Raw genomic sequence first — 21,810 nt, 5'->3', positions numbered from 1 at the left:
AAGGACGTTCCCGTGAAAGCCGGACCGCTCAGCGGGCTGAAGGTGGTGGAGCTCGCCGGGCTCGCGCCGGCGCCGTTCGCCTGCATGATCCTCGCCGACCTCGGTGCCGACGTGGTGCGCGTCGACCGCGCCACGCCGGGCGCCGACGTGCTCGGCATCCCCGCCGATCCGCTGGCGCGCGGCCGGCGCTCGATCGGGGTGAACACCAAAACACCCGAGGGGGTCGAGGTCGTGCTCGGGCTCGCCGACCGGGCCGACGTGCTCATCGAGGGGTTCCGCCCGGGCGTCGCCGAACGCATGGGCCTCGGGCCTGAAGTGGTGCACTCGCGCAACCCGCGGCTCGTCTACGGCCGCATGACGGGCTGGGGCCAGGACGGCCCGCTCGCGGCGGCCGCCGGGCACGACATCAACTACGTCGGCATCGCCGGCGCGCTCGAACCCATCGGCCGCGCCGGCGAACGCCCGGTGCCGCCGCTCAACTTCGTCGGTGACTTCGGCGGCGGTGGCCTGCTGCTCGCCATGGGCGTGCTCGCCGCGCTGCACGAGCGGACGTCGTCCGGGCGCGGGCAGGTCGTCGACGCGTCCATGGTGGAGGGTGCGGCCCTGCTGACCACGAGCCTGCACGGCATGCGGGCCGCGGGTGTCTGGGCCGGCGAACGCGGCGACAACCTCCTCGACGGCGGCGCCCCGTTCTACGACACCTACGAAACCGCCGACGGCAAGTACGTCGCGATCGGGGCGATCGAGATGCGGTTCTGGGGTGATCTCGTGAACGTCCTCGGCCTCGAAGATCCACCGTCGCACCTGGACAAAGCGCAGTGGCCGAAGCTGCGCGAGCTCATCGCGGGCGCGGTCGCGAAGCACTCGCGCGACGATCTCGTCGCCCGCGCCGAAGGCACCGACGCCTGCCTGACGCCGGTGCTGTCCCCGTGGGAAGCCGCGGCGCACCCGCAGAACAAGGTGCGCGGGACCTTCGTGGACATCGGCGGCACCGTGCAGCCCGCCCCGGCGCCGCGGTTCGACCGGACGCCGGCGGAAACCCCGCACGCTCCCCGCACGGCGGGCGTCGACACCGAGGAGGTGCTGACGGAAATCGGCTTCACCACTGAGGATCTGGCCGCGCTGCGCACGGCGGGCGCGATCGCCTAGCGCGTCACCAGGTGGCGAGATCCTCGCGGATCACCGCGTACAGCACGCTGTCGCGCCATTCGCCGTCGCGGAAACCGTAGCCGCGCAGGATTCCTTCGCGCGTGAAGCCGGCCTTCTCGAGGGAGCGCTGCTCGGCGCGGTTGCTCACCTCGGTGCTGGCCTCGACGCGGTTGAACTGCGTGTGCGCGAACAGGTAGCGCACGAGCAGCCGCTGCGCTTCGGTGCCGTGGCCGTGCCCGCGCGCTTCCGGGCGCAGGACGAGGCCCATGTTCCAGCAGTACGAACTGGGCCCGGAACGCGAGCGGTGCCACGACAACAGGCCGAGCGGGCGCCCGCCCAGGGTGGGCACGAGCAGGCCGCCTTCGGGGGTGAAGATCTTGCCGTCGAGCCAGCGCCGGCGGAGGTAACCGGGTTCGTGCCAGCCGAACCATTGGAACTCGCCGGTGGCGGCCGGGTCGTTGATGAGGGCTTCGAGCAGGTCGAGGTCGGCCTCGCGCACCGGTTGCAGCAGCACCTTCTCGCCGTCGTCCATCGCGGGAGCCTAGCGGGACGGTGCCGCGCGCGGCTCACTCGATCGGGCCGGGCTCACCCGGTCGGGCAAGGCACCGGATCGGCGGCCGGGCCATCCGCTCCGCTCGTCACTAGAGTGAGCGTGACCCGGCGGGCTCGTGGCCGGTGCCCGTCGTGGAAGCAAGGGGGAGCGGATCGGATGGTGCCATGTCGAGCGGCGTGAAGAAGATCGTGGTCATCGGGGTCGTCGTCCTCGTGCTGTTCTTCCTGATCACCCAGCCCACCCAGTCGGCCAACCTCGTGCACCAGGTGCTCGGCTGGCTGCGCAACGGCGCCGAGGCGATCATCACCTTCTTCCAGACCCTCTTCTCCTGATCACCGGGTGTCACCTACCTGTCGGTAATCACTGAGAGTAACTCGATCTCGAAATCCGGCCTGATCGCTCGACCATCCGGGTGGATTGGCCTTTGAAAGGGCCTGGTCACCGAATTTGTGTGGTCCTGGGTATGGCGGAGAAACCGGCCTCGGCCCTACGGTGCTCACATTGCGTGATCAGCCGGTTCTCCGGTCCCCCGGGAACCGGGCAACAGCGGGGGTTTTTCCGCTCGGTCACGCCGGTTGGGTGCAAGTCGTGGACGCGCAACGGGGCAGGCGTCAGGGCCGGCCCGTCGGGGACCAATGAGGAGGCAGGGATGACCGGAGATCCCGGAGTGGACGCGTTGATCCGGCAGTGGGCCGCGGAGCGCGAGCAGACGGCCGAGGAGCAGGAGGTCAACCGGATCACGTCCGCCTGGCTGGCCGACTCGCCCCAGGCTCCGCCCGGCATCCCCGGTCAGCGCGCCCGGTCCGGTCCGTCCCGCTGGGCGCCCGTCGACGCCGCGGACCCCGGTTACCTCGCCGCCATGCGCGTGCGGTTGCCCGAAGTCCCCGAAGAGCTGCTCGTGGCCGCTGCCGGCTGGTGGCAGATGGTCGGCGACGTCGCCGAGGCCGAGTTGTGGTGGGACGCCGGCATCAGCCCGCTCGACCAGCGGGCCCTCGACTACCGCGCGGCGGGTCTGTCGCCTTCGGACCTGTCCCGCCGGCTCGGCCCGATGACCGTGCTCCAGCACCTGCGCCGCGGCAGCGCGCCGGCGTGGTGCGTCGCGCGCCTCGCGCGGCAGCAGAAATCCGCCTGACGGATTCCGTTACCCGGCCGGGTGAACCGGCGTGGCGGCACCGATCCTGAGCTTCGCGTAACGCTAACCTGCGCGGGCTCGTTGTGTGAGGGACCGACCGCCACGCTGGAGGACCGCAGTCCGTGCCCGCTACCGAACAAACCGAGGACGAGACCGCGGTGACCGCCGCGCCGGTCCGCCGCTCCCACGCCGGAGCGGCCCTCGCGGTGCGGCTCGCGGTGGTCGTGGTGGTGCTCGCGGTGGCCGGCGGCGGGATCTGGTTCGTCACGCGGGCCTCGGCTCCGGTCGCGAGCCCGACGACCACGGACATCCCGGCGCTGAGCGTGAAAGCCGCCGACGTGAAACCCGGTTCGGCTGCGCCGGTGGACGCCGTCGCCGCGGGCGGGGCCGATCAGCAGACGTCCCCGCAGTCGGTCCGGTCGTCGGCCGATCCGCTCGACGACTGGGCGCGCAAGGTCGCCGCGGTCACGGGAATCCCCGCCCGGGCGCTGCACGCGTACGGCAACGCGGAACTCGCGATGCGCTCGGCCGACCCCGGCTGCAAGATCTCGTGGGCCACGCTCGCGGGCATCGGCCGCATCGAGTCGAACCACGGCCAGTACGGCGGTGCCGTGCTCGGCGCCGACGGCCGTCCGTCCAAGTCGATCATCGGCGTCCCGCTCGACGGCTCCACGGGGGTGCGGGCGATCGGCGACACCGACGGCGGCCGGTTCGACGGCGACCCGGTGGCCGACCGCGCCGTGGGCCCGATGCAGTTCATCCCGGGGACGTGGCGCAAGTGGGCCGCCGACGGCAACGGCGACGGCCTCGGCGACCCGCAGCAGATCGACGACGCGGCGCTGGCCGCCGCCCGTTACCTGTGCGCGGGCGGGCGCGACATGGCCGCCGCGGCCGGCTGGTGGTCGGGCATCCTGTCGTACAACAACTCCACCGAATACGCGCAGAAGGTGTTCGGTCTCGCGGACAGCTACGCGAAGTCGGCCCGAGCCGCGCAAGCCGGCTGAACCGGGCCGCGCGGTGTGAAATCCGTGCGAACTGCGAGGTCACCGGCTGAGAGCCGGGCCACGTGCAGGTGCGCCTCTCAGCTTCGCGGCTGGTTCCCAGTGCTAGCGTCAGGTCTGTGCCAGCGAACTCCGGCCCGGCCGCGTCCCCGCTCGGGCGCCGGCTCACGATCGTCGCGACGTGCGTCGTGAGCCTCGCCCTGTGCTGCGGGCTGGCGTGGTGGCAGTGGGACCGGTTCATGTCGGCGAGCGGCACGTTCCAGAACCTGGGCTACGTGCTGCAATGGCCGCTGTTCGGGCTGTTCCCGGCGTTCATGTTCTGGCGGATCAAGAAGCTGCGCGAACGCGAGCTGGCCGAGCAGGACGCCGGCGAGGCGCCCCGGGGCGAGCCGGCCGCGGTGACCGTGCCCGTCCCGAGGCCGGCGACCCCGCCGCGGCCCGCGCCCGCACCGGCGCCGGCGGCCGAGGACGACGATGAACTCGCCGCCTACAACCGCTACTTGCGCGAGCTGCACGCTCGCGACCAGCAGTCTTGAGCAAGCCCGGAAGTGAGGACGATTCCATGACGACGAGCACCGACGGTGCCGCCCAGACCCGCCCGGCCCGCATCGGCGGCGCTCTGACGCGCTTCCGCGCCACCGCGTACATCACCGGTGTCGGCCTGCTCGTGCTGTGCGCCACGATGGTCATCGAGTACGGCTTCGGCAACGCGAAGCCCGCGGCCGTGTACTCGCCGATCCACGGTGTCCTCTACATGATCTACCTGGCCTGCAGCATCGACCTGGCGATCAAGGCCCGCTGGTCGATCAAGAGCACGATCCTCGTGCTGCTGGCCGGGTGCGTCCCGTTCGTCTCGTTCATCGTCGAACGCCGGGTGACGCACCGCGTGCACGCCGGCAACGACATCTTCTAAACCGCCGCGGCCCGCCGGCGGAAGGTCAGCGCGACCCCGACGGTGAGCGCGGCGAGCCCGCTGGCCGACAGGAACGCGGCCGTCATCCCGTCGACCAGGAGCGGGGTTCCGGTGGCGCCGGCCGCCGCGGCCGAGCGCGTCGCGGCGCCGAAGACCGTCACCAGGATCCCGAGCCCGAGCGTGCTGCCGACCTGTTGCATCGTCTGCAGCACGCCGCCGGCGGCGCCCGCGTCCTCGGCGGGGACGGTCGACATGATGATCACGTTGAGCGGCGAGAACGCCAGCCCGCCGCCGATGCCCATGAGCAGCAGCGGGCCGAGCAGCGAAGCGACGTATCCGCTGTCCGGCGTGAGCGCCGAGAGCCACGCGACCCCGGACACCATCAGCACGGTGCCCGTGACGGCGAGCGGTTTCGGCCCGAACCGCGCGAGCAGCCGCGGCATGAGCCGGCTGAGCGTGAAGATCGACGCGGCCATCGGCAGGAACGCGAACCCGGTGGCCAGAGCCGCGAAGTGGCGCACGTCCTGCAGGAACTGCGTCAGGAAGAAGAACATCGACATCATCGCCATCGGCCCGAGGAAGAAGCTCGCGTAGGCCGCGGCGCGGTTGCGTTCGCCGAAGAGCCACAGCGGCACCAGCGGATGGGCCACGCGCCGCTCCAGCAGCACGAACGCGATCAGCAGCACCACGCCCGCCGCCAGCGTGCCGAGCGTGAGCGGCGCGCCCCAGCCGTCGGACGCGGCGTGGGTGAAGGCCAGCACGAGCGACGCGACGCCGAGCGTGCCGAGCACGGCGCCGGGCACGTCGAGGTGCGCGGTCCGGCGCGGCGGCGCGGGCACGAACCGTGGCGCCAGCACGGCGATGGCCAGGCCGAACGGCACGTTGATGAACAGCGCGGCCCGCCACGAGATCCACTCGGTGAGCAGGCCGCCCACGATCAGCCCGATCGCGAACCCACCGCTGGCGACGGCGGAGAACAGCGACAGCGCGCGGACGCGGGCCTTGGCTTCGGTGAAGGTGGTGGTGATGAGCGCGATCGTGCTCGGCCCGGCCATCGCGGCGCCGACGCCCTGCGCCACGCGCGCGGCGATCAGCACCCCGGCCGACGTGCTGAGCCCGCCGGCCAGCGACGCCAGCGTGAACACAGCCGTGCCCAGCACGAACATCCGGCGCCGCCCGAACAGGTCGCCGGCGCGCCCGCCGAGCAGCAGCAGGCCGCCGAACACCAGGCTGTACGCGGTCATCACCCACGAGAGGCCGGTGGCGGAAAAGCCCAGGTCGGACTGGATGCGGGGCAGTGCCACGTTCATCACGGTGGCGTCGAGCATGAGCATGAGCTGGCACGTCAGCACGATGGCCAGGACCAGGCCGGACGCAGCGGTCCGGGCTCTCGGCCTAGGCTCGGCGGACGAGACTTGCTCGGTCAACTCGGTCAAAGGAGGACTCCCCAGCGAGGAACGACGTGAAGTGGAGAAACTCTCCACTTGCTTGCGTCCGCGATAATATGGAGAGCGTCTCCGGTTCCGCAAGGTAATTCGGAGAATCTCTCCGTTTTCTGGGGAGTGGCTGCCAGGAGGTGCGACGATGACGGCGGAAGCGGCGCGGCCGATGCGCGCGGACGCGAAGCGGAACTACGACCGCATCGTGGCGACCGCGAAGGACGCCTTCGCGGAACACGGCGTCGACGTCCCGCTCGACGACATCGCCAAACGCGCCGGGGTCGGCGCCGGCACGCTGTACCGCCACTTCCCGACGCGCGAGAAGCTCGTGGAAGCCGTCTACCGCGACGAGATCGACCAGCTCGCTTCGCGCGCTGCCGTGCTCACGGACGAGCTGCCGCCGTTCGAGGCGCTCGAGGCGTGGCTCGGGGAGCAGGTCGAGTACGTCATCGAACGCCACGGCCTGGCCGCCGCCCTCAAGGCGTCGATCGACTCGGGCTCCGAGACGTTCGTCTGGTGCCAGACCCGCCTGCGCTCCGCCTGCGGCGACCTGGTCTCCCGCGCGCAGTCAGCAGGCTCGCTGCGCCCCGACATCACCGGCATCGACGTTCTGCGCCTCGGCCACGGCCTGGGCACCGCCGCGAAGAACGCCTCGGACGACGACAAGGCCCGCCTGATGAAGGTGATGCTCGACGGCCTGCGCGGGTGAGCGCGAACAGGAGGGGCGGGTCCACGCCGGACCCGCCCCTCCTGTTCAGTAGGAGTTCAGTACCAGCGCCCGTTCAGGAGCCGATCCCGGTCAGGGACCGGACCTCCATCTCGGCGTGCTTGGTCGACTCTTCCTTGCGGCCGAACACCGTGCCGAAGAAACCGCACAGGAACGAGAACGGGATGGAGACCAGGCCGGGGTTCTTGAGCGGGAACCAGCTGAAGTCGACGCTCTTGAAGATCGAGTCCGCTTCGCCCGAAACGACCGGGGAGAAGAACACCAGCACGACGCAGGCGGCGAGGCCGCCGTAGATGCTCCACAGCGTGCCCGTGGTGTTGAACCGCTTCCAGAACAGCGAATACAGGATCGTCGACATGTTCGCCGACGCGGCGACCGCCAGGGCGAGCGCCACGAGGAACGCGATGTTCTGCCCGTTGGCGAGGATGCCGCCGAGGATGGCCATGACGCCGACGACGAGGGCCGTCAGGCGGGCGACCCGCACCTCGTCGGCGGGTTCGGCCTTGCCGCGCTTGAAGATGTTCGCGTAGACGTCGTGGGCGAAGGAGGCCGACGCGGTGATCGTCAGGCCCGCGACCACGGCGAGGATCGTCGCGAACGCGACCGCCGAGATGATGCCCAGCAGCAGCGTGCCGCCGATGTGCAGGGCCAGCAGCGGGGCCGCGGAGTTCTCGCCGCCCGGCGCGGCCTTGATCTCGTCGGTGCCCACGAGCGCGGCGGCGCCGAAGCCGATCACCAGCGTGCACAGGTAGAACACGAACATGCACGTGGTGGCCCAGACCACCGAGCGCCGCGCCTCGCGCGAGTTCGGCACGGTGTAGAAGCGCATCAGCACGTGCGGCAGCGAGGCGACGCCGAGCACCAGGGCCAGCGCCAGGGACACGAAGTCCAGGCGCGTCGTGCCGTTGGCACCGTACGAACCGCCCGGCTCGAGCAGGTCCGTACCCATCGGGCTCCGGTCGGTGGCCGCGGTGAGCAGGTTGGAGAAGTCGAAACCGAACTTGCCCAGCAGGAACACGGTGATCAGCGTCGCGGCGACGAGCAGGATGCTCGCCTTGATGATCTGCACCCACGTGGTGCCCTTCATGCCGCCGACCAGCACGTAGACGACCATGACCAGGCCGACCACGCCGATCACGAGCGACTGGCCGAGGCGCGAGTGCACGTCGAGCAGCAGGGCGACCAGACCACCGGCGCCCGCCATCTGCGCGAGCATGTAGAAGAACGAGATCACGAGCGTCGAGGTCGCCGAAGCCGCGCGAACCGGGCGTTGCTTCATGCGGAAGCTCAGCACGTCGCCCATCGTGAAGCGGCCCGTGTTGCGCAGCAGTTCCGCGATCAGCAGCAAGTCGACCAGCCACGCGACTAGGAAGCCGATCGAGTAGAGGAATCCGTCGTAGCCGTGGACCGCGATGGCGCCCGCGATCCCGAGGAACGACGCGGCGGAGAGGAAATCGCCGGACAGGGCGATGCCGTTCTGGCGCCCGGTGAAGACGCTGTCGGCCGCGTAGTAGTCGGACGTCGTCTTCTTGCCGCGGTGGCCCGCCCGGTAGACCACGTACAGGGTGAACACGACGAAGACCGCGAACACCCCCGTGTTCACGAGCGGGTTGCTGGCCGGCGCGCTTTCGGCGAGCGCGGTGCTGGTCACTGGCGGGGTCCTTCCGTCACGGCGGCCCGTTGCTTCAGTTCGGCAACGCGCGGGTCCACCTCGCGATCGGCGAAGCGGACGTAGACGAGGGTGATCAGGGCCGTGGTCAGGAACTGGCCGAGGCCGAGCAGCATGCCGACGTTGACCATGCCGAACACGCGGGTGCTCATGAAGTCGTTCGCGTACGCGGCCAGCACGACGTAGGTGAGGTACCAGATGAAGAAGCCGGCGCTCATCGGGAAGACGAATCTGCGGAACCGCCTGCGCAGCGCACCGAACTCGGGGCTGCGCTGGATCAGTTCGTAGTCGGGACCACGCCGCGTGGCCGGCGCCGGCTCCGCGCCCTCGCGGGCGAACATGGCCGGCAACTGTCCGGTCTCCTCTTGCGGGGTTCCCGTCGCGGGGGTGGGCGCGACGTTGTGCATCAGTGCCTCCGGCAACTTGCGTCCGTGGTGGTGGCCCTCTTGGGGCCCCTCGGTCGAGTGGCACCCGGTCTGCCCTTGCGGACTGGGAGGCGGCCATAGTAACGACGGGCTCCGGCACGGGAAAAAGCCGGTTCCTTGGAAGGGTCCCGAGAATTCGTTTTTCGGCTGGAAATGTGCGAAAACGGGATCCCGGCGAAGATCACGAACAGATCACTCGGAATAGTGAGAGCCAATGTCACGCCACGTTGTCGCTGCTGAGCAACACTGCGGCAAATGGTTGAGCCACCGGCAATGATCCGACGAATACCGTGACACCCGGTAGCCGAACTGCGAGGCGGTCGACGGGGCTCCGGGACGCTCGGCCGAGGCCGAGGCGGGGATTCGCAGGCCGGTGCCTGATGCTGAAAGAAATCACCGCTTCGAGCGGTGCGTCGCTGCCGGACCACAACATCGGGTTCATCTTGAGGTCTGGCCCACCCGATGGGGGCACGGAGCGTAGATCCTCCGAGGGATTTGACTACCCTCCGTGGGCTGATCGGGTGACTGCCCGGCGCCGTGACCCGGAGCAACCGGTAACCGGAATTCCCTCTTCGGGCCCGGGGCAGGCGGAATCCGGGCCTCCCGGCCTGGGCCGAAAGGACTTTTCCCAGGTCAACGGGGCGAAGCGGAAGACAATAAGCTCGGCGGGCATTGGTGTACGATTCTTTGGCCCAGCTGACCGCAGCGATCGATAGGCACAGACAAGTTGACCTCGACCACCGCCGTGCAGTACGCAAGTTGCGCCGTGCACGTGCAAAGTCCCGGGAAGCAGCACACCGGAGAACGTGGTGACGAGTCTGCACAGTCGTGCCCCAGTGGGGTCGATCGCGCGGGTCGGCGGAATGCCGTGGACCGTTCCGGGAGCACCGGACACCGCCCACGGGCAGCCACGACGCGGGACAGGGAGTCACTTTCGTGACCGTTGCAGGAGATGGCCAGGTGCCTGTTGAGAAGCTGCTCGGCCGGCCGCCCCGGCGGCCGAGCCGGGCCGCGAGCTGGCGCGCGGCGCTGCGCTGGCGGGACTGGAGCATTCCGGTCAAGCTCTCGGCGGTGACGCTGGTCCCCATCGTCCTCGCGCTGGTGCTGGGGGTCACCGCGATCGTCGGCCAGGTCAGCCGCTCGGACGACTACGAGCGGATCGACCAGCTCGTCGGGCTGAGCACCCAGCTCCGCAAGCTCACCGACGGCCTGCAGAAGGAGCGCACGCTCACGGCGGCGCAGCTCAGCGCGGGCGCCTCCGGTGTCACGCCCGAGCTCAAGGCGGCCCGCGCCGCCACGGACGCCGCCGTCGAGCCGTTCCTGACCGCGGCCGGCCGCCTCGGGGGTTCCGAGTCCAGTGTGTCCGGTGCGGTGAACTCGGCGACCGCGCAGGTCAACGAGATCGCCGTGATCCGCCAGCAGGTCGGCGCCGGCCTGCTCGACCCCGCCGAGGCGGTGGGTGACTACAACGCCGTCACCGGGGCCTTGATCGGCGCCGACACCGCGGTCGCCGCGGGCGCGAGCGCCGACGCGCTGGGCGGCACGCCGAGCGCGCTGCACGACCTCGAAGCCGCCAAAGAACAGGTGTCGGTCAGCCAGGCGCTGGTGTCCTACGGCATCGCCAAGCACACCCTGAGCTCGCAGCAGCTGAGCGACGTCCGCGACGCCGAACTGCGCTACGACGACCGCATCGACGACTTCAACGCGGCGGCCACGGCACCGCAGCGCCAGGACTTCGACAGCACGATCAAGCCCGACACCTCCTACGACCGCAAGCGCATGATCGGCATGGTCCTCGGCGAGCAGGGCCTGTCCAGCGACGAGGCGCTCGACCGGATCCCGGCGCAGGAGTGGAACTCCTCGTCCGACGCCGTGGTCAACCAGTTCACCGAGGTCGGCAACCGGATGAGCGCCGACGCCACCGACGCGTCGGCCGCGCTGGTCGAGGACGCCAGCAGCAGCGCCGGCCTGCTCGCCGTGCTGCTGTTCGCCGCCATGGTCGCCGCCGCGGCCGTCGTCTTCCTCATCGCGCGCCAGATCCTGCGGTCGCTGCGGACCCTGCGGCGCAGCGCGCTCGACGTCGCGGAGAAGGACCTGCCCGACGCCGTCCGCAACATCCAGGAGGGCCGCTCGCAGAGCGTCGAGGTCGACCCGGTGCCCGTGCAGGCGCAGGACGAGATCGGCGAGGTGGCGCGTGCGTTCGAGAAGGTGCACAGCCAGGCGCTGAAGCTCGCGACCGAACAGGCCGCGATGCGCGCCGGGTACTCCAGCGTGTTCGTCAACCTCTCGCGCCGCAGCCAGAGCCTCGTGCAGCGCCAGCTGCAGCTGATCGAGCGGCTGGAGCGCGACGAGGAAGACGCCGACCAGCTCGCGACGCTGTTCCAGCTCGACCACCTCGCCACCCGGATGCGGCGCAACAACGAGAACCTGATGGTCCTCTCCGGCGCCGAGCCGGGCCGCCGCTCCGGGATGCCGGTGTCGGCGCACGACGTGCTGCGCGCCGCCGTGTCGGAGATCGAGCAGTACCAGCGGGTTTCGGTGCAGCAGCCGCCGGCGGTGAAGATCGTCGGCTTCGCCGCGAGCGACGTCCAGCGCCTGATCGCGGAGCTGCTCGACAACGCGACCGCGTTCTCCGCGCCGGAGACGCAGGTGACCGTGGCGACGCGCCTGGCCGAGGACGGTTCGCTCAACGTCGACATCCTCGACAAGGGCATCGGCATGAACGAGTACGAGGTGGTCGAGGCCAACGGCCGCCTCACCGAGGCCGGCTCGGTCGACCTCGCGACCTCGCGCCGGATGGGCCTGTTCGTGGTCGGGCGCCTCGCCGGGCGCCACCGCATCGGCGTTTCGCTGCACGGTGGCAAGGACATCGTGGGTGTGCGGGCCACCGTCGTGGTTCCGCCGGAGCTGGTCATGACCGGTGCCGCGGTGGAGAACGCACCGCAGGCCGGCCCGGTCGGCAGCGTCACCGCGCCGCCCGCGAGCCCCGGCGGCCTGCCCCGGCGCCAGCGCGCGGTCAACGGTTCGGCGCGGTCGGCCCCGGAGGTGCCGCAGCAGCAGATCTCCGGCGCCGACGACCAGCAGCTGTGGCCCTCGGCCAGCGACCTCGCCGGGTACGCCAACGGGCACACCGTCGACCCGGGCGTGCGCCCGCCGTCGGACCTCGAGATCTCCGGCACCGCGCTGTTCAGCCCGATCCCGCGCGACGACACGTCTCCGCCGCCGGTGCCCCGGCTGCCGCAGATCGTGGACGTGCCGCCGCCGCGGCCCGAGCCCCAGCCCGAGCCGCGGGCCGAAACGCCGAGCTCCGAGCCGGTCGACGAGCGTCAGAGTGACCTGCCTTCGGGCAAGGACCTGTTCTCCGCCAACAGCAGCACGCTGAGCGATTGGTGGAACGAAGCCGCGCAGAAGGTGCCGGAGGTCCCGCCGCCATCGGCGACGGAGATCACGATCGAGAACACGCCGATCTTCGACGAGATGCTCTCGGCCTGGTTCCGCTCACCGGCTCCGCCCGCCGAGGACAAGTCCGGTCCGGACAAGCCCGGTTCGGACAAGCCTGCTGACAAACCCGCTGACAAGCCCGGCGACAAGTCCGTCCCGGAAGCGTCCGAAGCGGACAGCGCCGCCGCGAAGGCGGGGGAGCAGCCGGCCGAGGCGCAGCCGGAGACCACGCTGGAGCAGGACGAGCGCAACTGGGACTTCGCGAGCGACGAGAACTGGCGCGCCGTCCAGGCCGCGTCGCAGGTCGAGCCCAGCGCGTTCACCAAGGCCGGGCTGCCGCGCCGCCGCCGCGGCGAGCAGCTCATGCCGGGCAGTGCGGCGCAGGACCCGGCGCCCGCCGCCGAGGCCGCCAAACCGGCCCTGCCGGCGCGCGACCCCGTCGACGTGCGCGGCCGCCTGACCAGCTTCCAGCGCGGGGTGAACCGCGGCCGCCAGGACGTTCGCGACGGCGTGGTCGACCCGGCGGCGCCGCAGGGCCTGGGTGCCGAAGCGCTCGATCGCCTGGACGGCCCGGCGCAGGAAACCGGCCCGGGGCTCGCTCCGCAGGAGGGCTCCGCGACGGGCACCGTCGGGGCGGCCACCCCGCCGGGCGAGGACACCGCTGCCGGCTCCGCGTCCGCGGGTCAGTCGTTCGGCGTGGCTGCGCCGGACGCTGCTCCGGCTCAGCAACCGCCGTCGCCGTTCGCGCCGCAGAGCGGGGACATCCCGGCGGGCCAGCCCGGTGTGGCCGGTCCGTTCGGTGCGCCACCGGCCGCGCAGCGGCCGTCGCCGTTGCCGCGGCGCAGCACGGGCAACCCGGCGGGCCGGCCGGGCCCGTTCGGTTCGGCTCCGGCCGGGCAGTCCCCGTCGCCGTTCGCGCCGCAGGGCGGTGAAACTCCGGCGGACCAGTCCGGCGTGGCCGGCGCCTTCGGAGGTGTGCCGTCGGCGTTCGCGCCGCAGCGGGGAGAAACCCCGGCCGGCCAGTCCGGCGTCCCGGGTCCGTTCGGTTCGGCTGCCGCCGAGCAGGCGCCGTCGGCCTTCACGCCGCAGGGCGGGGAACCGCCGGCCGACCGGCAGCGCGTGGCGGGGTCGTTCGGCGCCGAGGCGCCGTCGGCGTTCGCGCCGCAGGGCGGGGAAGCTCCCACGGAGCCCCAGCCGCCCGTGACGGAGCAGCCCGGTGCGGGGAACGTGTTCCGCACCGCGCAGGAGGACCAGACCACTGCCGAACGGTTCGGGGTGGCGGGTGCGTTCCGCACCGCGTCGCCCGCGCCGTCCGCCGAAAAGCAGGTGCCGCCGGCGTTCGACCCGCAGGCGGTGTGGGCGCCGCAGGGCAACGGGAACGGCGACAGCACCGCCGCACGGCCGGGCGGGCTGCCCTCGCGCCGTCCCAACCCCGCGCGGCCGGACAAGCCCGACGCGCTGCCCACGCGGCGCCCGGCGGCCACGAACCTGCCACCCGGTCCGCCGGCGGTGAACCCGGGTCAGGTGCCCGCCGCCGTCGCGAACCTGGAAGCGGCGGCCGCCGCGGCCTCGAAATCCACCGCGACACCTCCCGCGGCCTCGCCACCCGGCGCGACCCCCTCCGCGCCCTCGAAACCCACCGCAACACCCTCCGCGGACTGGAGCTTCGGGTCCGACGAGGGGTGGCGGACCGTCCAATCGGTGTCCCAGTCGACGCCCAGTTCGTTCACTTCGGCAGGATTGCCCCGGCGCCGCCGAGGGGAGCAGCTGCTCCCCGGCAGCGCCCCGCCGCCCTCCGGCGCGGCGAACCCCCGTCCGACCCGCGACGCGCACGACGTGCGTGGCCGCCTGAGCAGTTTCCAACAGGGCATCGAGCGCGGCCGGCACCGCACTGCACAGGCCGCCGAGACCAACCACGAAAATCTGGAGGGTGAATGACCTCGCCGAATACGGCACAGCCGCAACAGAACCAGTTCGGCTGGCTGGTGAACGACTTCGCCGAGCGAGTCCCGGGTGTGGCGCACGCCGTCGTGGTGTCGGCCGACGGGCTCCTCCTCACGGCGTCCCACCGCCTGCCGCTGGACCGCGCGGACCAGCTCGCGGCGGTGGCTTCGGGCCTCGTGAGCCTCACGCAGGGCGCGGCCCGCTGCTTCGAGGCCGGCGCCGTGAACGAGACCGTGGTCGAGATGGAACTCGGGATCATGGTCCTGATGTCCATCAGTGACGGTTCGTGCCTCGCGGTGCTCGCCGCGCCGAACTGCGACATCGGCCAGGTGGCCTACGAGATGACGATGCTCGTCGACCGCGTCGGCCAGATCCTCACGCCCGAACTCCGCGCGCAATTGCAGGGCGCGGGAGGGTCGCTGATCGGCGAACCGGTGGGATGATAACGCGATGAGCACGGGGTCCGGATTATTCGGCGGAGAGCCCGGAGACGGCGGCGAACCCCCGCGTGCGGGGGAACCTGATGCTGCCCGCGACGAGGGGGACGGCACGTTCGCCGACGTCCTCAACGCCTTCAGCCTCGATTCGGGCCGCTCGCGCAAGAAGCGGAAGAAGAGCACCAAGGAGTCCCAGTCCCCCGAACCACCTCCGCCCGCACCCGCGGGAGCGCACGCGGCGGAGGAACCGCCGGCGGCACCACCACCCCAGCCGCCGGCCGAGTTAGGAGATCGTGTGACCTCTCTAGTCTCTCCACCGGGCAGTACCGATGCGGACGGGCCCAGACCAGGCGGGCTCTTCGACCCCGGACCGCCCAGCGGCGAGTTCGTGATGCCCGCGGCGTTCACCCGGCCGGACCGACCCGATCGGGTGGACCCGGCCGAGGAGACCTCGATCGTGCGGCCGTACGCTCTCACCGGCGGCCGGACCCGGGCGAACTACGCGCTCGAGCTCGAGACGCTGATCTCCACCACGGACCACGTCGTCGCGGGGGGCTTCCCCGAGGCGGCAGCGGAGCAGATCGAGAGCATCTCGATCATGGAAGAGTGCCGGACCCCGCGCTCCGTCGCCGAGATCGCGGCGACCCTGCGGGTGCCTCTGGGCGTCGCCAGGGTGCTGATCAGTGACGCGGCCGACGCCGGCCTCGTCACCGTGCACCGGACGATTTCGGGCAATGACGGCGCCGAAGCACACTTGATGTTGATGGAAAGGGTTTTGAGTGGACTCCGTCGGCTTTAAGGCACCGCGGGAAACCGCACCCCCGACCATGACATCGGCGAAGATCGTCGTCGCGGGCGGCTTCGGTGCCGGCAAGACGACCTTCGTGGGGTCGGTGTCGGAGATCGTGCCGCTCACCACCGAGGCGATGATGACCGACGCGAGCCGCGGCATCGACAACCTCGACCAGACGCCGCACAAGACGACCACCACGGTCGCCATGGACTTCGGCCGCGTGTCGCTCGACGCCGACCTGATCCTGTACCTGTTCGGCACCCCGGGCCAGCAGCGCTTCTGGTTCATGTGGGACGACCTGGTGCGGGGCGCCATCGGCGCCGTCGTGCTCGCGGACACCCGCCGCCTGGCGGACTCGTTCGCGCCGATCGACTTCTTCGAAGACCGCGGCCTGCCCTACATCGTCGGCGTCAACACGTTCGACGGCGTGCTGGAGCACGACATCAACGACGTGCGCGAGGCCCTGTCCATCGACCCGAGCATCCCGATCGTCCGCTGCGACGCCCGGGACCGCGAGTCGACGAAGCAGACGCTGATCACGCTCGTCGAGTACGCCATGCGGCAGTGGATCGCCCTGCGGGCGGCCAAAACCCGCTGAACCCGCGGTCCCGGTCGTGCCGGGTCACCTCGTCACGCGGTGACCCGGCGGTACCGCAGCAGCACCACGGTGTCGTCGAGCACGCGGGACTCGACGAGCTCCAGGCCGAGCCGCTCGGCGTCGACCGCGAACGGCCGCTTGTCGCCGCCCAGCACCACCGGGTGCACGACCACGTGGTACTCGTCGATCAGCCCGAGCCGGCCCAGTTCCGCGGGCAGCTCGGCACCGCCCATCAGCAGGATGTCCTTGTCGTAACGCGCTTTCAGCGCCGCGACCTCCTCGGTGAGGTCGCCGCTGAGCACCTCGGTGCTCCACCCGGGGTCGGTGAGCGTGCGCGAGAAGACGACCTTGGGCATCTTCCGCCACACCGGCGCGAACGCGATGTCGTGCGGATCGTCCGACACGGACTCCGCCCGCGGCCAGAAGCCCACCATCATGTCCCACACCCGCCGGCCGTAGGCGAACACCGCGGCCCGGTCGGAGAGCTCCTGGGACTGCCGTGACAGCTCGGGTCCCATCACCGGCCAGTCGAACTCGCCGTGCGGACCTTCGACGCAGCCGTCGAGCGAAACGTGGACGTAGAACAGCAGCTCACCCATGGCGTGGCTCCTTCACTCCGGCGGCGTCCGGGTGGACGCCCTTCACCCTAGAGTCGGAGCCACCCGCCGCGACCGGACACGGCCGCCGGCGCTCGGCCGGAACCTTTTCAGTCCTCGGCCGAGCGTCCGGGAGCTGAGTGTTCGAGACTCCTCAGTACTCGTCGTGCCTTCGCCACCAGCCGCCCGGCTCGTCGGAGCCACGCGACTCCTCTTCCCACGCCTCCTGGCGGCCGAACGGCGTGATGTCGAGGTAGCGGTGTGACGCCAGGAAGGTCTCGGCGCCCCGCCCGCTGGTGAAGTACGTGCGGTAGACGTCGTCGCCGTCGCGCAGGAACACGCTCACGCCGAACAGCTTGCCGACCCCGCAGTCCTCGGTGAAGTCACTGCCGTACGCCGAAACCCACGGCAGGTCCCAGCCCATGCGGGCCTTGTACCGCTCGATCTCGGGCAACGTCGCGGGCGCCGTGACCACGAAGGTCACGTCGCGGGCGTTGAGGTGCGCCAGGTGCGGCACGTTGTCCACGACCATCGAGCAGCCCGGACAGCCCGCTTCGTCACCGGGGTGCAGCATGAAGTGGTAGACGATCAGCTGGCGCCGGCCCTCGAACAGGTCGAGCAGGCTCTTCTTCCCGTCGGCCGAGTCGAATTCGTAGTGCTTCTCGAACCGGACCATCGGCAGCCGCCGTCGTTCGGCGGTGAGGTGGTCCTGCGCCTTCATCAGGTCTTTTTCCTTGGCCAGCAAGGCTTCGCGCGCGGCCTGCCACTCTTCGGCGGACACGACGCGGGGGAGTGCGGTGGTCATCGGGCCTCCTCCAGGTAGTGGGCGAGATCTTCGAACGTCGAGCTCCAGCCGTCCCGGTGCCCGGAGCGCTCGGCCTCGTTCGGGAACGGCGTCTGGTGGAACGTCATCTCGGTCTTGTCGCCGACGTCGGCGAGCGTGATGGTCACGACCGTCTCGCCCACCTCATCGGCCGGGTCGTCCCACGAGAACGTGAAGACGAGCCGTTCGGGTGGCGTGATCTCCCGGTAGGCGCCCTGCATCCACCGTTCGACGCCGTGTTTTTCACTGTGGATGCGCGCCCGCCACGCGCCGCCGGGCCGCAGGTCCAGCGTCGCCACCGAAGCGGCGAAGTCCTGCGGGCCGAGCCAGCTCGCGAGGTGGTCCGGGTCGGTCCACGCGCGGAACACCAGCTCGCGCGGTGCGTCGAACACGCGCGTGATGGTGAGGTCCCGTTGTGTCATCCCTCGGTCTCCCTCCGGGGCTCCTGCAGAAGTCGCAGGTGCTCGTCCAAGCGGTCGAACCCCGCCTCCCAGAACCGCCGGTAGTCGCCCACCCAGTCGGCGACGTGCTCGAGCGGTCGCGCTTCGAGGCGGCACGGGCGCCACTGCCGCGTGCGCCCCCGGGTGATGAGGCCGGCGTGCTCCAGCACCTTCAGGTGCTTCGACACGGCCTGCAGGCTCACCGCGAACGGCTCGGCCAGCTCGTTCACCGTCGCCTCGCCGCGGGAGAGCCGGGCGAGGATGGCGCGCCGCGTCGGGTCCGCCAGCGCGGCGAACGTGGTGCTGAGCTGATCAGTGGCCATCGGCTCTCAATCGCTTGGTTGTTCAACTAATAGGTTGAATATAGGCCCCAGCAGGCTGATGTCAACCACCTCGAACGGGGGCATGAGAGCTGCGTCACCGCCGCTCGGGTTTCCAATAGTAGGAAGTCAAAGTATTTTGGAGGGTATGAGCAGCGACCTGTACCGTCCCGAGAACCCGGTCCGGTTCGTGACCGCGTCGAGCCTGTTCGACGGCCACGACGCCTCGATCAACATCATGCGGCGCATCCTGCAGTCACAGGGTGCCGAGGTCGTGCACCTCGGGCACAACCGCTCGGTCGACGAGGTGGCGACCGCCGCCATCACCGAGGACGTGCAGGGCGTGGCCATCTCCGCGTACCAGGGCGGGCACGTCGAGTACTTCTCCTACCTCGTGGAGCTGCTGCGCGAACGCGGTGCCGGGCACATCAAGGTGTTCGGCGGCGGGGGTGGCGTGATCGTCCGCGAGGAGATCGACCTGCTGCACTCGCGCGGCGTGGCCCGGATCTTCTCGCCCGAGGACGGCTACGAGATGGGCCTGCCGGGCATGATCAACTCGATGATCGAGGCCTGCGACGTCGACCTCGCTGCGCAGCCGCCCGAGTCCGTCGACAAGCTGCTCTCCGGCGACGTACCGGCGCTGGCGCGCGTGATCACGCAGCTGCAGCGCGAGAAGCTCGCTGACGAGTGGCTCACCGCCATCACCGAGGCCGCGAACAAGCGCGAGGTCCCGGTGCTCGGCATCACCGGCACCGGCGGCTCGGGCAAGTCGTCGCTCACCGACGAGCTCATCCGCCGCTTCCGGCTCGACCAGGAGGACAAGCTGCGGATCGCGGTGCTCGCCGTGGACCCGTCACGCCGCAAGGGCGGCGGCGCGCTGCTGGGCGACCGCATCCGCATGAACTGCCTCGCGCCCGGTGGCCTCGGGGCGGCGCCGGTGTACTTCCGCTCGCTCGCGACGCGCACCAGCAGCGGCGAAATCCCCATCGGGCTGCGGGAATCGATCCTCGCGTGCAAGGCCGCCGGCTACGACCTGGTGATCGTCGAGACGCCGGGCATCGGCCAGGGCGACGCCGGCATCGTCGACTACGTGGACGACTCGCTGTACGTGATGACGCCGGAGTTCGGCGCCGCTTCGCAACTGGAGAAGATCGACATGCTCGACTTCGCCGACGTCGTCGCCATCAACAAGTTCGAGCGCCGCGGGGCGGAGGACGCCCGCCGCGACGTCGCGCGCCAGCTGGTGCGCAACCGCGAGGCCTTCTCCGAAGGGCCCGAGGACATGCCGGTGTACGGCACGAGCGCTGCGAAGTTCAACGACGACGGCGTGACCGCGCTCTACCAGCACCTGCGCGACCTGCTGGCCGAACGCGGACTGTCGGTGTCGGCGGGGATGCTGCCCGCCGTCGAGGGCAAGGTGTCCACCGACGCCAGCACCATCATCCCGGGCAACCGCGTGCGCTACCTGTCGGAGATCGCCGACACCGTGCGCGGGTACCACGACAAGACCGAGAAGCAGGTCGCCGCCGTGCGCAAGCGCGAGCACCTGGCCGCCGCGAAGGCCGCGCTGTCCGAATTGGACACAGTGGACGCCTCGACCGACGCGATCGACGGCCTGCTCGCCGCCGCCGAGTCCGATGTGGACGGCGAAACGACGAAGCTGCTCGAACGCTTCCACGCGCTCGCCGAGGAGTACCGCGGCGACGAGCTCGTGGTGAAGGTCCGCGACCGGGAGCTGCGCACGCAGCTGTGGCGCGACACGTTGTCGGGCAACCGGATCCCGCGCGTCGCGCTGCCGCGCTACACCGAGCCCGGTGAGCTGCTGTCGTTCCTGCGCCGGGAGAACCTGCCCGGCTACTTCCCCTACACGGCCGGCGTGTTCCCGTTCAAGCGCGACGGCGAGGACCCGGCGCGCATGTTCGCGGGCGAGGGCGACGCCTACCGCACCAACCGCCGGTTCAAGCTGCTGTCCGCCGATTCCGAGGCCAAGCGCCTGTCGACGGCCTTCGACTCGGTGACGCTCTACGGCCACGACCCCGGCACGCGCCCGGACATCTACGGCAAGGTCGGCACGTCCGGCGTCTCGATCGCGTCGATCGAAGACATGAAGGTGCTCTACGACGGCTTCGACCTCACCGCGCCGAACACGTCGGTGTCGATGACCATCAACGGCCCGGCGCCGACGATCCTCGCGTTCTTCCTCAACACCGCGATCGACCAGAAGCTCGAGGCGTTCGAGGCCGAGCACGGCCGCGAGCCCTCGGACACCGAGGTCGCGGAGCTGCGCGAGTGGGCGCTGAAGAACGTGCGCGGCACCGTGCAGGCCGACATCCTCAAGGAGGACCAGGGGCAGAACACCTGCATCTTCTCCACGGAGTTCAGCCTGCGCATGATGGCGGACATCCAGGAGTGGTTCATCGAGCACGGCGTGCGCAACTTCTACTCCGTGTCGATCTCCGGCTACCACATCGCCGAGGCCGGCGCGAACCCCATCTCGCAGCTGGCGTTCACGCTGTCCAACGGTTTCACCTACGTCGAGTCGTACCTCGCGCGCGGCATGGACATCGACGACTTCGCGCCGAACCTGTCGTTCTTCTTCTCCAACGGCATGGACGCGGAGTACTCGGTGCTCGGCCGGGTGGCGCGGCGGATCTGGGCCGTGGCCATGCGCGAGCGCTATGGGGCCAACGAGCGGTCGCAGAAGCTCAAGTACCACGTGCAGACCTCGGGCCGGTCGCTGCACGCGCAGGAGATGAGCTTCAACGACATCCGCACCACGCTGCAGGCGCTGTGCGCGCTCTACGACAACGCGAACTCGTTGCACACCAACGCCTACGACGAGGCGATCACCACGCCCTCGGAGTCGTCGGTGCGCCGCGCGATGGCGATCCAGATGATCATCAACAAGGAGTGGGGCCTGTCGAAGAACGAGAACCCGCTGCAGGGTTCGTTCGTCATCGACGAGCTGACCGACCTGGTCGAGGAGGCCGTGCTGGCCGAATTCGACCGGATCTCCGAGCGCGGCGGTGTGCTCGGCGCGATGGAGACCGGCTACCAGCGCGGCAAGATCCAGGACGAGTCGATCCTCTACGAGCGCAAGAAGCACGACGGCTCGCTGCCGATCATCGGCGTCAACACGTTCCGCAACCCGCACGCCGGTGAGGACGAGGTCGAGGTGGAACTGGCGCGCGCGACCGAGGACGAGAAGAAGTCGCAGCTCGACCGGCTGGCCGACTTCCAGCACCGCCACCAGGAGGAGGCCCAGCAGGCGCTCAAGGCGCTGCGCGAGGCCGCGACCCGCGGGGGCAACCTGTTCGGTGTGCTGGTGGACGCGGCGCGGGTGTGCACACTCGGCCAGATCACCGACGCGTTCTTCGAGGTGGGCGGCCAGTACCGCCGCAACGTCTGAC

General features: G+C 70.6%; 20 protein-coding genes. 12 read left to right on the top strand and 8 right to left on the bottom strand.

From position 1 onward, the window contains the following. Nucleotides 1-12: 12 nt before the first annotated feature. The gene (locus ACIA77_RS34140) at nucleotides 13-1,149 is read left to right on the top strand and encodes a CaiB/BaiF CoA transferase family protein (RefSeq protein ID WP_395890169.1); all 1,137 of its coding nucleotides are present in this window, start codon (nucleotides 13-15) and stop codon (nucleotides 1,147-1,149) included. A gap of 4 nt (nucleotides 1,150-1,153) precedes the next feature. On the opposite strand, the gene ACIA77_RS34135 is transcribed toward ACIA77_RS34140, so the two are convergent. Then, nucleotides 1,154-1,681, bottom strand: a complete 528-nt coding sequence (locus tag ACIA77_RS34135; RefSeq protein ID WP_395890168.1) for a GNAT family N-acetyltransferase — start codon at nucleotides 1,679-1,681, stop codon at nucleotides 1,154-1,156. Nucleotides 1,682-1,866: 185 nt separating this feature from the next. Here ACIA77_RS34135 and ACIA77_RS34130 point away from each other — a divergent pair, with 185 nt between their 5' ends. The 5 genes from ACIA77_RS34130 (at nucleotide 1,867) to ACIA77_RS34110 (ending at nucleotide 4,748) form a co-directional block, all read left to right on the top strand. Then, complete coding sequence (locus ACIA77_RS34130; RefSeq protein ID WP_395890167.1) at nucleotides 1,867-2,034, top strand: hypothetical protein; 168 nt, start codon at nucleotides 1,867-1,869, stop codon at nucleotides 2,032-2,034. Nucleotides 2,035-2,351: 317 nt separating this feature from the next. Then, nucleotides 2,352-2,834: a helix-turn-helix transcriptional regulator gene (locus ACIA77_RS34125; protein WP_395890166.1), complete on the top strand. Its 483-nt coding sequence runs from the start codon at nucleotides 2,352-2,354 to the stop codon at nucleotides 2,832-2,834. A 122-nt stretch (nucleotides 2,835-2,956) separates the two neighbouring features. After that, nucleotides 2,957-3,838: a lytic transglycosylase domain-containing protein gene (locus tag ACIA77_RS34120; protein WP_395890165.1), complete on the top strand. Its 882-nt coding sequence runs from the start codon at nucleotides 2,957-2,959 to the stop codon at nucleotides 3,836-3,838. A 116-nt stretch (nucleotides 3,839-3,954) separates the two neighbouring features. Beyond that, nucleotides 3,955-4,371 (top strand): hypothetical protein, encoded by a 417-nt coding sequence (locus tag ACIA77_RS34115; RefSeq protein WP_395890164.1) that lies wholly within the window; start codon nucleotides 3,955-3,957, stop codon nucleotides 4,369-4,371. Nucleotides 4,372-4,397: 26 nt separating this feature from the next. Continuing rightward, on the top strand, nucleotides 4,398-4,748 hold the full coding sequence (locus tag ACIA77_RS34110; RefSeq protein ID WP_395890163.1) for a DUF3817 domain-containing protein: 351 nt from the start codon (nucleotides 4,398-4,400) through the stop codon (nucleotides 4,746-4,748). On the opposite strand, the gene ACIA77_RS34105 is transcribed toward ACIA77_RS34110, so the two are convergent. Beyond that, entirely contained in the window at nucleotides 4,745-6,175 is a 1,431-nt protein-coding gene (locus ACIA77_RS34105) for an MFS transporter (protein ID WP_395890209.1), read from the bottom strand. The two genes, ACIA77_RS34110 and ACIA77_RS34105, sit on opposite strands and share 4 nt — an antisense overlap. A gap of 157 nt (nucleotides 6,176-6,332) precedes the next feature. Between ACIA77_RS34105 and ACIA77_RS34100 the strand changes: the two genes are divergently transcribed. Further along, a complete protein-coding gene (locus tag ACIA77_RS34100) occupies nucleotides 6,333-6,896 on the top strand; it encodes a TetR/AcrR family transcriptional regulator (protein WP_395890162.1) in 564 nt (187 codons plus the stop codon). A gap of 73 nt (nucleotides 6,897-6,969) precedes the next feature. On the opposite strand, the gene ACIA77_RS34095 is transcribed toward ACIA77_RS34100, so the two are convergent. Next, nucleotides 6,970-8,565 (bottom strand): cation acetate symporter, encoded by a 1,596-nt coding sequence (locus ACIA77_RS34095; RefSeq protein WP_395890161.1) that lies wholly within the window; start codon nucleotides 8,563-8,565, stop codon nucleotides 6,970-6,972. Further along, nucleotides 8,562-8,990 carry a DUF485 domain-containing protein gene (locus ACIA77_RS34090; RefSeq protein WP_395890208.1) on the bottom strand — a complete coding sequence of 143 codons (429 nt, stop codon included), beginning with the start codon at nucleotides 8,988-8,990 and terminating at the stop codon, nucleotides 8,562-8,564. Before ACIA77_RS34090 ends, ACIA77_RS34095 begins: the two co-directional genes overlap by 4 nt. 978 nt (nucleotides 8,991-9,968) lie before the next feature. On the opposite strand from ACIA77_RS34090, the gene ACIA77_RS34085 reads away from it, so the two are divergent. Genes ACIA77_RS34085 through ACIA77_RS34070 form a run of 4 tightly spaced genes read left to right on the top strand, consistent with a single transcriptional unit; the run spans nucleotide 9,969 to nucleotide 16,221 of the window. Then, on the top strand, nucleotides 9,969-14,387 hold the full coding sequence (locus ACIA77_RS34085; RefSeq protein WP_395890160.1) for a nitrate- and nitrite sensing domain-containing protein: 4,419 nt from the start codon (nucleotides 9,969-9,971) through the stop codon (nucleotides 14,385-14,387). After that, entirely contained in the window at nucleotides 14,384-14,836 is a 453-nt protein-coding gene (locus ACIA77_RS34080; RefSeq protein WP_395890159.1) for a roadblock/LC7 domain-containing protein, read from the top strand. Before ACIA77_RS34085 ends, ACIA77_RS34080 begins: the two co-directional genes overlap by 4 nt. A gap of 7 nt (nucleotides 14,837-14,843) precedes the next feature. Next, complete coding sequence (locus tag ACIA77_RS34075; protein ID WP_395890158.1) at nucleotides 14,844-15,629, top strand: DUF742 domain-containing protein; 786 nt, start codon at nucleotides 14,844-14,846, stop codon at nucleotides 15,627-15,629. Continuing rightward, on the top strand, nucleotides 15,610-16,221 hold the full coding sequence (locus ACIA77_RS34070; RefSeq protein WP_395890157.1) for a GTP-binding protein: 612 nt from the start codon (nucleotides 15,610-15,612) through the stop codon (nucleotides 16,219-16,221). The genes ACIA77_RS34075 and ACIA77_RS34070 overlap by 20 nt, the downstream gene beginning before the upstream one ends. A 32-nt stretch (nucleotides 16,222-16,253) precedes the next feature. On the opposite strand, the gene ACIA77_RS34065 is transcribed toward ACIA77_RS34070, so the two are convergent. The 4 genes from ACIA77_RS34065 to ACIA77_RS34050 all read right to left on the bottom strand — a co-directional run bounded on the left by ACIA77_RS34065 (nucleotide 16,254) and on the right by ACIA77_RS34050 (nucleotide 18,403). Continuing rightward, on the bottom strand, nucleotides 16,254-16,820 hold the full coding sequence (locus ACIA77_RS34065; protein ID WP_395890156.1) for a dihydrofolate reductase family protein: 567 nt from the start codon (nucleotides 16,818-16,820) through the stop codon (nucleotides 16,254-16,256). 151 nt (nucleotides 16,821-16,971) lie between these two features. Beyond that, nucleotides 16,972-17,622 carry a DUF899 domain-containing protein gene (locus tag ACIA77_RS34060; RefSeq protein ID WP_395890155.1) on the bottom strand — a complete coding sequence of 217 codons (651 nt, stop codon included), beginning with the start codon at nucleotides 17,620-17,622 and terminating at the stop codon, nucleotides 16,972-16,974. Further along, nucleotides 17,619-18,062, bottom strand: coding sequence for an SRPBCC domain-containing protein (locus tag ACIA77_RS34055; protein ID WP_395890154.1), 444 nt, complete (start codon nucleotides 18,060-18,062; stop codon nucleotides 17,619-17,621). Before ACIA77_RS34055 ends, ACIA77_RS34060 begins: the two co-directional genes overlap by 4 nt. Then, the gene (locus ACIA77_RS34050) at nucleotides 18,059-18,403 is read right to left on the bottom strand and encodes an ArsR/SmtB family transcription factor (protein WP_395890153.1); all 345 of its coding nucleotides are present in this window, start codon (nucleotides 18,401-18,403) and stop codon (nucleotides 18,059-18,061) included. Before ACIA77_RS34050 ends, ACIA77_RS34055 begins: the two co-directional genes overlap by 4 nt. A gap of 145 nt (nucleotides 18,404-18,548) precedes the next feature. Between ACIA77_RS34050 and icmF the strand changes: the two genes are divergently transcribed. Beyond that, nucleotides 18,549-21,809: a fused isobutyryl-CoA mutase/GTPase IcmF gene (gene icmF, locus ACIA77_RS34045; RefSeq protein ID WP_395890152.1), complete on the top strand. Its 3,261-nt coding sequence runs from the start codon at nucleotides 18,549-18,551 to the stop codon at nucleotides 21,807-21,809. The last annotated feature ends 1 nt before the right edge of the window (nucleotide 21,810 follow it).

Origin of the sequence: Amycolatopsis sp. NPDC051903 (genome assembly GCF_044452505.1) — a bacterium.
GTDB lineage: Bacteria > Actinomycetota > Actinomycetes > Mycobacteriales > Pseudonocardiaceae > Amycolatopsis.
Note: the sequence above shows the minus strand (reverse complement) of the source record. Positions and strands in the feature narration are given on the sequence as shown.